This is a genomic window from Agrobacterium sp. InxBP2 (assembly GCF_026191755.1).
Lineage (GTDB): Bacteria > Pseudomonadota > Alphaproteobacteria > Rhizobiales > Rhizobiaceae > Agrobacterium > Agrobacterium pusense.
The window spans coordinates 26,897-39,617 of record NZ_JAINDY010000026.1 but is presented as its reverse complement, the minus strand read 5'-3'; the positions used below and the strand labels follow the sequence as shown (position 1 = coordinate 39,617).

Here is a 12,721-nt window from a genome sequence, read left to right as displayed (position 1 = left end):
GGTCGTTACTCCGCGGCTTCGACGAAGCGGTGACGTTCGTAAAGGAACTTCAGCACAGCCTCGCGGCATTTGAGGTAGGTCTTGTCGGATGCAAGCTCGATGCGGTGGCGCGGACGTGCCAGCGGCACCTCAAGCACTTCGCCGATATGGGCGGCGGGACCGTTGGTCATCATCACGATACGGTCGGACAAGAGCACCGCCTCGTCCACGTCATGGGTGATCATGACCATGGTGTTGCCGAGCCGGGCGTGGATTTCCATCACCGCATCCTGAAGATGAGCGCGGGTCAGAGCATCCAGCGCCCCGAAAGGCTCGTCCAGCAGCAGGATTTTCGGCTCCATGGCGAGCGCCCGGGCAATGCCGACACGCTGTTTCATGCCGCCGGAAATTTCCGAAGGCTTTTTGTCTTTCGCGTGCCCCATCTGAACGAGATCGAGATTGCGCATGACCCAGTCATGCCGCTCGGGGCGGGTCTTGGTGTTGCGAAAGACCTTCTCGACAGCGAGATTGACGTTTTCATAAACCGAAAGCCACGGCAGCAGGCTGTGGTTCTGAAACACGACGGCGCGTTCAGGTCCGGGTTCGTTGACCTCCCGGTTTTCGAGGAGCACGGCACCGGCGGAGACTTTCGTCAAGCCGGCGATGAGGTTCAGCATGGTGGATTTGCCGCAACCAGAATGGCCGATGACCGAGACGAATTCACCCTTTTCGAGAGTGAGGTTGATGCCTTTCAGCACCTCGGCGCGCGAGCCGCCCTTGTCGAAATATTTGTCGATGTGATCGAGCTTGAGATATGCGTTCATAGTTATCGCCCTTTCAGTTGGCCGCAGCGCCGCGGGTGATGACCTTGCCGAGCGCCGCCACCAGCTTGTCGAGCATGAAGCCGACGACGCCGATGTAGGCGAGTGCCACGATGATGTCGGGCAGGCGCGAGGAATTCCAAGCGTCCCAGATGAAGAAGCCGATGCCGACGCCGCCGGTCAGCATTTCCGCCGCCACAATCGCGAGCCACGAAAGGCCGATGCCGACGCGCAGGCCGGTGAAGATGTAGGGTGCTGCCGATGGCAGCATGATCTTGAAAAAGAATTCGAGCTGGTTCAGCCGCAGCACCTGCGCCACGTTACGGTAGTCCTGCGGAATGTTGCGCACGCCGACTGCGGTATTGATGATGACCGGCCAGATGGAGGTGATGAAGATCACGAAAATGGCCGACGGATTGCTGTCCTGAAAGGCGGCCAGTGAAAGCGGCAGCCAGGCGAGCGGCGGCACGGTGCGCAGCACCTGAAAGATCGGATCGAGGCCGCGCATCGCCCAGACCGACTGGCCGATGACAGCCCCGAGAATGATCCCGGCGATGGCGGCAAGGCCGAAACCGTAGGCCACCCGCTCCAGCGACACCAGCACGCGCAGGCCGAGACCTATATCCTGCGAGCCGTTATGGAAGAACGGCGATACGATGAGATCGTAGCTCTCCTCGAAAACCTGGCTCGGCGGCGGCAGGGAGGCGCCGGGGGCGGAACAGAGCAGCTGCCAGACAGCAAGCAGAATGGCGAGAACGACAAACGGCGGGATGATGTTGCGGGCCGCTACCACAGCCCATTTGCGCAGATCAATCCGCGGCGCCTGTTTCGGCGCAAGCGCCACGACATTTGCCTTCTTCGCTGCCTGCTGCTGCGGCTCTTCGTTGAATTTTCGGGCCAATGCGGACATGGGCATTTCCTCTTGATGTCGGTTGCGGTCTGGGCTCGCCCCTCACCCGGTCTTCAGCCGCACCGGTTGGGAAGCGCGGCCGGCGGATGAAGGGCGACGCCCGGGTCTCCTCCTCAGGAGGCCGCCTTGATGGACAGGCTCTCGAGATAGGCCGACGGGTTTTCCGGGTCGAAGACCTTGCCGTCGAAGAAGGTTTCCTTGCCGCGCGAGGTGGAGGCGGGAAGATCGGTTACGCCGAGATCCTTGGCGGCCGCGCGCCAGATATCCTCTCGGTTCACCTTCGCAACCAGCGCCTTCACATCGGTGTCGGGCGCGAATTTGCCCCAGCGGATGTTTTCCGCGATGAACCAGCTGTCGTGGCTGCGGAAGGGATAGGAGGCATGGTCCTGCCAGAACTTCATCTGCAGACCGGTGTTTTCGAGCACGCGGCCGTTGCCGAAATTGATATTGCCCTTCAGACGGCCAAGAACATCCTTTGGCGGCACGTTGAACCACTGGCGTTTGCCGAGGATGGTGGACATTTCCTCCTTGTTCGCCATCTCGTCACACCACATCTGTGCTTCCATGACCGCCATCAGCAGCGCCTTGGTGGCGTTGGGGTTCTTTTCCACCCAGTCGGCGCGCATGCCGAGCGCCTTTTCCGGATGGCCCTTCCAGAGTTCGCCTGTCGTACAGGCAGTAAAGCCGATGCCCTGATTGACCAGCTGCTCGTTCCAGGGCTCGCCCACACAGAAGACGTCCATGTTGCCAACCTTCATGTTGGCGACCATCTGCGGCGGCGGAACGACGATGGTGGAAACGTCCTTGTCGGGATCGATACCGCCGGCGGCAAGCCAATAGCGGATCCAGAGATCATGCGTGCCGCCCGGGAACGTCATCGCGGCCTTGATTTCCTTGCCTTCCGCCTTCTTTTTCTCGAACGCCACCTTCAGTTTGGAGGCATCGAGTTGAACGCCGGTATCTGCATATTCCCTGGCGACGGAGATGCCCTGGCTGTCGAGGTTCAGGCGGGCGAGGATTGTCATCGGCACCGGCACATTGTTCTGGGTTACCTTGCCCGTATGCATCAGATACGGCATCGGCGTCAGAATATGCGCGCCGTCAATACCGTTCGAAGCGCCGCCGAGCACCAGATTGTCGCGCGTTGCGCCCCATGACGCCTGCTTCAGAACCTCGACGTCAGGCATGCCATGCTTGGCGAAGAGGCCCTTTTCCGCGGCGATAACGAGCGGTGCGGCGTCGGTCAGTGCGATGAAGCCGAGTTTTGCGCCTTTGACCTCAGGCTCGGCGGTGCCTGCGAAAGCCCCGGAGGGAAACGCACCGCGTACCGCAGTGACAAGGGCTGCGGTGGCCGTGGTCTTCAAAATCGCGCGGCGGCTGACAGCGCCGGAGAATATCTTTTTCATTCGCATGTTCCCCTTATTGGGCCACCCGTAGGCGACGTTTTCGCTTGCGAAAAAACCGGAAAATAAAAAAACGCCGCTCGGTGTTTGCGTCTGCGGACGGGAGAAGTCCGGACTGCAAAACCTTGCGACGTCTGTGTCTTTGAAAGCGCCTATGCCGCGCCCTGCTTGCTCCGATCGCCGTTGACCGGTGCGAAAAACAAGAAGCAAAAGGCGTGCCAGTTTATCAAAATTAGATTATAACCCTGAAAAGAAAGGCGTATTTCAGGAGATGAGCTTTACGACTAAATTTTAATCAGGGATTTTCTTGGCTTGCATTTGGGCAAATGGAGAAATCCCGCGCTTGAATTTTACGCAGCTTGACCAGCTTGGGGACCGTTTATGCCTCACCGGAAGCGTGAGAAACAGCCGTAGATGTACGTACTGAAAATTTCTTCACATAGCCTTCTATGTCGGCGGGATCGAATATGAGGCCATCTACGAAACGATCACCCTCTTCCTGCCCTTCGACACGGATATCGGCATCATCAGGCGCATTGGCGTCGCCCAGCACCGCCCGGTAAATATCCGGCCGGTAGGAAGACAAGGCGGTCGCCACGGCTTTGCGAGAAAATTCCGCCTGCCCCCAGCGGATCATCTGGCTGTAAATCCACAAAGCCTGACTTTGCCGGGGATAATTCGCATGGCCACCATGAAAGGTGAAATATTTGTTGATCACGCGCCTATTCCCGCGGCTATCAATGCTGAATTCACCGGCAAGCACACGACGGATAATCGCCTCAGGCGCTCCAATGTAACGCGGATCGGCAAGGGCCCGGCTTAGTTCATCGTGATTTTCTGCAAGGTCGCACCAGCGCGCGGCCGCATCAAGCGCCGTCAGCAGCCGTCCGACCGCTTCTTGTTGGTTTGCCGCCCATTCGGGCCGCATGCCGATGACCTTTTCGGGTGCGGAAGGCCACAAATCCTGCTTGGCGGCAACGATCCGGCCGACACCGCGTTCGGCGGCGACGATATTCCACGGCGCTCCAACGCAGAAACCGTCAATCGCTCCCGCAGCGAGCGCATCCGATGTCAACGGCGGCGGCACGACCACAAGCTTGACATCGTTATCGGGGTGAATGCCGCCAGCGGCAAGCCAGTAGCGAAATTCGTAATTATGCGAGGAAAACGGGTAGGTCATGCCAAGCGTCGGTGGCGGCTCGCCGCGGGCACGCATATCATCAAGCACACGCTTCAGCGACTCAGCATTTTCGAGCGCTCCCGCCGTTTCGGAAAGTCCGGTCACGGCCTTCATGCGGTCAAACAGGCGGGTTGAAAGCGTGATTGCATTGCCGCCGCGTCCGAGTGAAAAAGGCGTAATCGTCGGCGACGGGTTGGAACCGAGCCCGAGCATGGAGGCGACGGGCATTGGCGATAGCATATGGGCAATGTCGAATTGCCGGAACGCCAGCCGGTCACGCACATTTGCCCAGGAAACGTCTTTCACGAGATCGAGCGTAATGCCCTCGCGTTCTGCAAAGCCGAATTCGGCCGCTGCGATAAGAACCGATGCGTCAACAAGGGGTATAAAGCCAGCACGCAGGATTTTCTGCCGGTCACTGCCGACCCTTGCCGGTGCGCCCGGGGCTTTCGTCGCTCCGCTGTCTGGTCCTGCCGTTTGTTCCGGTGCCGCCATGTTATTCACTCCACGCTGTCCGGCTGGTCTTCGTCACATCAACAGACCGGCCGCGGTGACCACGCTTTGCGCGATCTCGGAAATCTTCTTTTTCTCGTTCATTGCCGTTTGCCGCAGAAGTGCAAAGGCCTCTTCTTCGGAAAGGCCGCGCATCTTCATCAATATGCCTTTGGCGCGTTCGATGACCTTGCGCTCCTCAAGCGCCGATTTCGCATCGGCCAGCTCCCGCTGCAGGCGGCTGAAAGCATTGAAGCGGCTAACCGCCATATCGAGAATCGGTTTCACACGCTCTTTCTTCAACCCGTCCACCACATAGGCGGAGACACCGGCCTCGACGGCTGCCTCGATGGAGGCGGTGTCGGAACGATCGACAAACATGGCGATAGGCCGGCCAACCGTGCGGGTGAGCTGAAACAGATGCTCCATCATGTCACGATTGGGATTTTCAAGATCGATGAAAATGACATCAGGCTGCAGCGTCTCGATGGTGCGCGCCACCCCGTTCACCTCGTGGATGACGGTAACGCGCTGATAGCCCGCCTCGCGCAGGCCCTCCTCTATGATGGAAGCGCGGATCGCGTTTTCGTCGATAACGAGAATTGTCAGGTCGCGAAGCGTCATGCCAGCATTGATGACGCAGCGCAGCAAACTTGGCAATCGCCCTGATCGGCAAAAGTGAAACAGTACGGCACGAGACTTTCGCCGCCGCCGCCCGCTATGTCAGGAGGCGTGTTCCACGGCACGTTCGAGCGCTTTCAGGACCGTACGCTCTGAAAGATTGAGATAGGTGTCCATCTCGTCGCCCGCTTCCTGCGCCTTGCCTTCCTCCATCAGTGACAGAATCTTGCTGTTCATGTCGACAAATGGAGAATGAAGCTGTTCGGGATCTTTCAAGAGACCGAAACACAGCCTAAGTTCAGCGGCGATACGCTCGTAAAAATCGCTGATCCGGGCACTGTCGAGGAGATCAACGACAGCGGCATGAAATTTCATATTGGCGCTGCCCACGCCCAGCCAATCAGCAGCCTCACGCTTCACCTTCGCATCCTCAACCGCCGCCCGCATCGTTTTGATCGCGGGGTGCTTGTGCCAGGCCTGCCGCAGCGCGCCGCATTCCACCATGCGCCGCACCCGGTAGATATCGATGACCGAGGACATGGTGGGAACTGCGACGAACACACCGCGATTGGCCTCATGACGCAGAAGCCCATCCTTGGTCAAAAGCCGGAATGCCTCGCGCAGCGAATTGCGGGAGACATCGAAACGTTCACTGAAGGCTGCCTCTGACAGGCGCTGCCCCGGCGCCAGCTCACCTGATATCAGCAGGGTACGAATACCCTTGGCCAATCGATCCGCAAGCGGCAGACCCTCTATCGTTTCCGTCATGGCGCTCCTTTCCTAAGAGCAATGCAGCATCGGGAATTCCGTGACAGGCATGTTCGGACACGGCATGTTCTGCCCATAGCACAAAGCATTAGCAAAGCACGAAAAAAACATGCTGAATTCATGCGCATAACGTCCAACAAATAGACAAAATAAGAGAACGATTATTATTTATTGTTGAACAATGTTGACAATTTCGCGGAACAGGCCAAACTCGGTCTCATAAAGCATCCGCGAGGGGCGGATTGCAAATGGAGCGGAGAAAATCCATGGAGCAGAATAAGCTCTCGCCCGCCGACCCTAACGAGGTTGCGCGCAAGGCGAAGAATCAACGGTATGCCTTGCTTTCGGCAATGTTCTTGATGTCGATGTCGGCCGTCGGGCCGGGCTTCATCACACAGACCGCAAATTTCACGGTTAAACTGGGCGCCGCATTCGCATTCGCCATCGTCATTTCCGTCCTCATCGACTTTGTCGTGCAGGCCAATATCTGGCGCATCGTCACCATTACCCGCATGCGGGCACCGGCCATTGCCAATGCCGCTATTCCGGGTTCGGGTTATCTGCTTGCGATTCTCGTCATTATCGGCGGCCTGTTCTTCAACATCGGCAATATTGGCGGCGCGGGCCTCGGCTTCAACGCCATGATCGATCTCGATCCGAAGATCGGCGGTGCAATCGGTGCACTGGCGGCCATCGGAATCTTCCTGTCCCGCCGCGCCGGCATTGCCATGGACCGCGTGGTTTTCGTCGCGGCCTTTGTCAAGCTGGCGCTGATCGTTTATGCGGCATATGTTTCCGGCCCGCCGGTCGCGGAAGCCTTCCGCCAGACTTTCCTGCCAGACACCATCGATTTCGTCACCATCACCACCATCGTAGGCGGCACGGTTGGCGGCTACATCACCTATGCCGGTGCGCATCGCCTGCTGGACAAGGGCATGGTGGGCATTGAAAATATCAACGCGGTCAATCGCGCGGCGCTCAGCGGCATCGCCATCACCGGCGTCCTGCGCTACGTCCTGTTCCTTGCCATCCTCGGCGTTGTCGCAAGTGGCGTGGTCATCGATCTCTCCGGCAAGGCGGCGAATCCGGCCGGCCAGGCTTTCCATGCCGCCGCCGGCAATATCGGCTACCGCCTGTTCGGCGCCGTCTTCCTCGCCTCGGCCATGACCAGCATCATCGGCGCGGCCTATACCTCCGTGTCATTCCTGACAGCTTTCAAGCCTGACATAACGGAGCGTCAGCGTAATCTGGCAACGGTCGGCTTCATCGCCATTTCGCTGATTGCCTATGTCATCATCACCACCCCGCCTGCAGCCATGCTCGTCTTCGTCGGCGGTCTCAACGGTCTCGTCCTGCCGATCGGTCTTTCGATCTTCATGTATGCCGCCTGGAAGCGCGCGAATCTGATGCACGGGTACCACTACCCGCGCTGGCTGCTGGTGCTTGGCGTGCTGACCTGCGCGCTCACCTGGTATATGGCCTATAAATCGGCGGGCGCGATCTTTGCCCTGCTCGGCTACTGATGGAATAAGGGAGGCAAACATGGCCGCTATCGATCTCAACAGCGATCTTGGCGAAAGTTACGGCGCATGGCGCATGGGCGATGACGAGGCGATGCTCGCCATCGTTTCCAGCGCCAACATCGCCTGCGGATTTCACGCAGGCGACCCGGCCGGCATCTACCGCACCGTCAAGGCCGCTGCCGAAAAGGGCGTGGTCGTTGGCGCCCATGTCTCCTATCCTGACCGCGTCGGCTTCGGCCGCCGCGATCTGGACGCCACCTCGGAAGAACTGATTGCCGATGTCATCTACCAGATAGGCGCGCTGAAGGGTGTTGCCGCCGCTGCGGGCACCACGGTGCGTTACGTGAAGCCGCATGGCGCACTTTACAACCGCATCGCCAATGATGCGAAACAGGGGCAAGCCGTGATCGACGGCATCAAGGCCATAGATTCGTCACTGGCGTTGATGGGCCTTGCGAACGCGCCCATCCTCGATCTCGCCCCCAAGTCCGGTCTTGCCGTCGTTGCCGAAGCTTTTGCCGATCGCGCCTATACGCCTCAGGGCCAGCTCGTTTCCCGCCGGGAAGCCGGTGCCGTATTACATGACGCGGCAAAAATTGCCGACCGCATGGTGCAGCTTGCCCGCGAAGGCACGCTGGAGGCGATCGATGGCAGTATTATAAAAATCGAGGCGCAATCCATCTGTGTACATGGCGACAGCCCCGGTGCGGTCGCCATCGCCCAGGAAATCCGCCGGCGCTTCGAGGCTGATGGCATCGACATCCGCTCTTTTGCATCCAATCGCTGAAAGGATAGCCGATGACGATACCCACATCCTATCTCAATCACACGGACGCGGACGCCGCCCGCAAGGCCCGCGCCACCTATCGCGGCGGTATTGTCGCCCCTACCTCCGGCATCGCGCCCGGCTTCACGCAGGCGAACATGATCGTGCTGCCGCGCGACTGGGCTTTCGATTTCCTGCTTTATGCGCAACGCAATCCCAAGCCCTGCCCGGTACTCGACGTGTCCGATCCGGGATCGCCGACCACTCTTCTGGCGCCTGGCGCCGATCTCAGGACTGATCTGCCGCTTTATCGCATCTGGCGTGACGGCAAGCTTGTTGAGGAAACCGCTGACGCCACCGCCGCATGGGCTGAGCGCGACGATCTCGTCGCCTTCCTCATTGGCTGCAGCTTCACCTTCGAAACACCGATGGTGGAGGCGGGTATCGAAATCCGCCATATGACGGACAAGAGCAATGTGCCCATGTATCTCACCAACCGCCCCTGCCGTCCGGCCGGTCGGCTGAAGGGCAATATGGTCGTTTCCATGCGGCCGATCCCGGCGTCGCGCGTCGCTGATGCGGCGACCATTTCGGGACGTTTTCCAGCGGTGCATGGTTCGCCCGTGCATGTGGGTGCGCCCGAGGAGATCGGCATTACCGATCTCGCAAAGCCCGATTTCGGCGACGCGGTGCGGATTGAACCCGGCGAGGTTCCGGTCTTCTGGGCCTGCGGCGTCACCCCACAGGCCGCCGTGATGGCATCCGGTGTTCCCTTTGCCATTACCCATGCGCCGGGACACATGTTCATTACCGATATTCCCGATTCCGCCTACCACGCGTGAGGATATGATGCGTTTTCTTCCCGTCAGCCTCGCCACCATTCTTGTCGAACTCGCCGATCTCGATGAAACGCTTGCGCTTTTCGCCTCGCTGCAGAACGATCCCATCGAAGGCATAGAAGAGACGGTGCCGGCTGCCCGCACGCTGATGATCCGGTTCCGGCCCGAGAAGATCGGCTCCGAAGCGCTGGCTGCGCGGCTTGCGAGCCGCGATCTCTCGGCAAAGATCGCGCCGTCGGACAATCTTGTCGAAATCCCCGTCCGTTATAATGGCGAAGACCTTGCAGATGTTGCCGAACTAACCGGCCTGAGCATCGAAGAGGTTATCCGCCGGCACACCGAAAGCGAATTCACCGTTGCCTTCTGCGGCTTCGCTCCCGGTTTTGGTTATCTGGTCGGAGGCGATCCCGCGCTGCATGTCCCGCGCCGGCAAAGCCCGCGCACCCGTATTCCGGCCGGCTCCGTAGCATTGGCCGGTGCTTTCAGCGGCGTCTACCCGCAAAACAGCCCTGGCGGCTGGCAGATCATCGGCACGACGCCGGTGAAGATGTGGGATATAGACCGCGACCCCGGCGCGCTGTTTCAGCCGGGCTACCGTGTGCGTTTCTTCGACATGGACAAGACCGGTCGAACGGTAGATATCCCAGCTCCGGCACCGGACAGGAAAGTACCAAAAAAGGATGGCCCGCATTTCGAGGTGCTTGCCGCGCCAATGCCAGCCATCTTTCAGGACCTCGGCCGTTTCGGCCAGACCGGGCAGGGTGTCTCCGCCTCCGGCGCGCTGGATCGCGGCGCATTTAATGCCGCAAACCGCATCGTCGGCAATCCGGTCAACACGCCCTGTCTCGAACTGACGCTCGGCGGCTTTTCCTTCAAAAGCGCGAACCGTACCGTTATCGGCATAACCGGCGCCCCCTGCCCCGTCACGATCAAGACGGCAGAGCGCAGTTTCGTGGCAAAGGCGCATGCACCGGTTTCCCTTGAGGCCGGTGATGTTGTCACTTTCGGCCAACCATCGAAAGGTATGCGTTGTTATCTCGCGGTGCGCGGTGGCTTCGATGTCGAGCCGGTGCTCGGCAGTTTCGCGACGGATACACTTGCCGTTGTTGGCCCGGAGCCGGTCGGTGCAGGCGCCATCCTGCCGCTCAAGGGTGAGACGTCCGGCCTTTCCAGCGTATCGATCGACGAGGTTCCGGCTTTCGAGCCGCCGGTAACGGGTGAGGTCGTGACACTGGATGTCGTTCTCGGGCCCCGAACGGACTGGTTCACGCAGAGGGGTATCGAGACGCTGACTGGCCAGCTCTGGCAGGTCACCCCACAATCGAACCGGGTCGGCATTCGCCTCTCAGGCGACGTGCCGGTGGAACGCAAGGACAGTGCGGAGCTTCCGAGCGAAGGCACGGCAACGGGCGCGATCCAAATTCCCCATAGCGGCCAGCCGGTTCTTTTCCTTGCCGATCACCCGCTGACCGGAGGTTATCCTGTCATCGGCGCGGTAGCGGAATATCATCTCGATCTTGCCGGGCAGATCCCCGTCAACGCCAAAATCAAATTTCGCCCGATCGGCCCCTTTGCCGAAATCGCGGCCAGGAACATAGAATCCCGAGGAGAAAAGCGATGAAAAAAGTGCTGATTGCCAATCGCGGCGAGATCGCGGTGCGCATCATCCGCGCCTGTCGCGATTACGGCCTGAAATCGGTCGCCGTTTATGCCGATCCCGATCAGGGCGCGCTTTTCGTCCGGCTGGCGGATGAAGCCTATGCGCTGGAAGGCGTGCGGCCCGCCGGGACGTATCTCGATATCAACAAGCTGATCTCGATTGCTAAACGCGCCAGCGCAGATGCCGTCCATCCGGGTTACGGCTTCCTTTCTGAACGCGCGGAATTCGCAAAGGCCGTCATCGATGCCGGCTTGATCTGGATTGGGCCGGATCCTCATGTCATCGAGGCGCTGGGCGACAAGGTCGAAGCACGGCGCATCGCCACCGGCGTCGGCGCACCGCTGGTGGCCGGCAGCGACGGTCCGGTTTCTTCTGCCACAGAAGTCATCGCTTTTGCCGAACAACACGGCCTGCCCGTCGCCATCAAAGCCGCCCATGGCGGGGGCGGCCGAGGTCTGAAGGTTGCATGGAAAATGGAGGAGATCGCCGACCTCTACGAATCCGCCGTGCGCGAAGCAACCGCCGCCTTCGGTCGTGGCGAATGCTTTCTCGAGCGCTTCCTTGACCGGCCGCGCCATATCGAAGCGCAGGTTCTGGCCGATAAACACGGCAATGTGCTTGTTCTCGGCACCCGGGACTGCTCGCTGCAACGCCGGAACCAGAAACTGATCGAAGAGGCCCCCGCCCCCTTCCTGTCCGATGAGCAGCGCCAAAAAATCCATGACGCCGCCAAGGCGATCTGCGCCGCAGCCGGTTATTCCGGCGCCGGCACCGTCGAATTCCTGCTCGGCGTTGACGGCACCATTTCTTTCCTTGAGGTCAATACGCGCCTGCAGGTGGAACATCCTGTCACCGAGGAAACCACCGGCATCGATCTCGTCATCGAACAGTTCCGTATTGCCGAAGGCCAGAAGCTGCGGGTCCTCGAAACGCCCGAACCGCGCGGGCACTCCATGGAGTTCCGCATCAATGCCGAAGACCCTGGCCGCGGCTTCCTGCCGACGCCCGGCTCGATCTCGGTTTTCGACGCGCCGTCCGGTCCCGGCATTCGCATGGATAGCGGTGTCGTCAGCGGCTCCGTCGTGCCTGGTGTCTTCGACTCGCTGATGGCGAAGCTCATCGTGACAGGTGTCGACCGAGATCAGGTCCTGCGCCGTGCCCGCCGCGCGCTGAAGGAATTCCGCATCGAGGGTATCGCGACCGTTCTTCCGTTCCATCGCGCCGCGATCGAGACGGACGACTTCATTGGCACGGATGGGTTCAAGGTTCACACCCGCTGGATCGAAACCGATTTTGCGGCCGTGCCCGACGCCATGGAGCGCCCGGCACCGGCCGACGATCCTTCCATGACACGAACCTATCTCGAGATTGACGGAAAGCGTGTTTCGGTCGGCCTGCCCAGCATTCTCCTTTCCAGCCTCGGCAGCGTCAACGGCGGCCAGGCGTCCGTTTCCGGCACTGCGGTCGACAGGAACGAGGGTGAAATCACCGCTCCCGTTTCCGGCACCTTGCAGTCCTTCAAGGTAAAAGATGGCGACACGGTCTCGGAAGGTGATCTCCTGGCAATCATGGAAGCAATGAAGATGGAGACACAGATTGTCGCCACCAGGGCCGGCAGGGTCCGCCTGATCGGCAAGGAAGGCGACTATCTTCAGGCCGGCGATAGGGTGCTCGAAATAGCCGGCTAATATTGAAGCGCCGCAACGACCTCATAATCGCAGATCGCGCATCCCCGGTGGCGGAACCCTTTCGTCACCGG

11 protein-coding genes are annotated in these 12,721 nt (G+C 60.0%); 5 read left to right on the top strand and 6 right to left on the bottom strand.

Annotated features, from left to right (window positions below):
* Positions 1–5 precede the first annotated feature (5 nt).
* The 6 genes from K7A42_RS08230 to K7A42_RS08205 form a co-directional block, all read right to left on the bottom strand.
* The gene (locus tag K7A42_RS08230; RefSeq protein ID WP_282455065.1) at positions 6–803 is read right to left on the bottom strand and encodes an ABC transporter ATP-binding protein; all 798 of its coding nucleotides are present in this window, start codon (positions 801–803) and stop codon (positions 6–8) included.
* 13 nt (positions 804–816) lie between these two features.
* Positions 817–1,710 (bottom strand): nitrate ABC transporter permease, encoded by an 894-nt coding sequence (gene ntrB, locus K7A42_RS08225; protein WP_282455064.1) that lies wholly within the window; start codon positions 1,708–1,710, stop codon positions 817–819.
* 113 nt (positions 1,711–1,823) lie between these two features.
* Positions 1,824–3,116 carry a CmpA/NrtA family ABC transporter substrate-binding protein gene (locus K7A42_RS08220; protein WP_282455063.1) on the bottom strand — a complete coding sequence of 431 codons (1,293 nt, stop codon included), beginning with the start codon at positions 3,114–3,116 and terminating at the stop codon, positions 1,824–1,826.
* 376 nt (positions 3,117–3,492) lie between these two features.
* Positions 3,493–4,788: a CmpA/NrtA family ABC transporter substrate-binding protein gene (locus K7A42_RS08215; RefSeq protein WP_282455062.1), complete on the bottom strand. Its 1,296-nt coding sequence runs from the start codon at positions 4,786–4,788 to the stop codon at positions 3,493–3,495.
* A 33-nt stretch (positions 4,789–4,821) separates the two neighbouring features.
* Complete coding sequence (locus tag K7A42_RS08210) at positions 4,822–5,409, bottom strand: ANTAR domain-containing response regulator (protein WP_006699921.1); 588 nt, start codon at positions 5,407–5,409, stop codon at positions 4,822–4,824.
* Positions 5,410–5,508: 99 nt separating this feature from the next.
* The gene (locus tag K7A42_RS08205; RefSeq protein WP_004437233.1) at positions 5,509–6,174 is read right to left on the bottom strand and encodes a GntR family transcriptional regulator; all 666 of its coding nucleotides are present in this window, start codon (positions 6,172–6,174) and stop codon (positions 5,509–5,511) included.
* A 266-nt stretch (positions 6,175–6,440) separates the two neighbouring features.
* Between K7A42_RS08205 and K7A42_RS08200 the strand changes: the two genes are divergently transcribed.
* From K7A42_RS08200 to K7A42_RS08180, 5 genes are read left to right on the top strand one after another with little or no spacing between them, the layout of a single operon-like run.
* On the top strand, positions 6,441–7,697 hold the full coding sequence (locus K7A42_RS08200; RefSeq protein ID WP_282455061.1) for an NRAMP family divalent metal transporter: 1,257 nt from the start codon (positions 6,441–6,443) through the stop codon (positions 7,695–7,697).
* A gap of 19 nt (positions 7,698–7,716) precedes the next feature.
* Entirely contained in the window at positions 7,717–8,484 is a 768-nt protein-coding gene (locus tag K7A42_RS08195) for a LamB/YcsF family protein (protein ID WP_282455060.1), read from the top strand.
* A gap of 11 nt (positions 8,485–8,495) precedes the next feature.
* The gene (locus K7A42_RS08190) at positions 8,496–9,305 is read left to right on the top strand and encodes a putative hydro-lyase (RefSeq protein WP_022563283.1); all 810 of its coding nucleotides are present in this window, start codon (positions 8,496–8,498) and stop codon (positions 9,303–9,305) included.
* A gap of 7 nt (positions 9,306–9,312) precedes the next feature.
* Positions 9,313–10,923 (top strand): 5-oxoprolinase/urea amidolyase family protein, encoded by a 1,611-nt coding sequence (locus tag K7A42_RS08185; protein WP_282455059.1) that lies wholly within the window; start codon positions 9,313–9,315, stop codon positions 10,921–10,923.
* On the top strand, positions 10,920–12,650 hold the full coding sequence (locus tag K7A42_RS08180) for an acetyl/propionyl/methylcrotonyl-CoA carboxylase subunit alpha (RefSeq protein WP_282455058.1): 1,731 nt from the start codon (positions 10,920–10,922) through the stop codon (positions 12,648–12,650). Before K7A42_RS08185 ends, K7A42_RS08180 begins: the two co-directional genes overlap by 4 nt.
* Positions 12,651–12,721 lie beyond the last annotated feature (71 nt).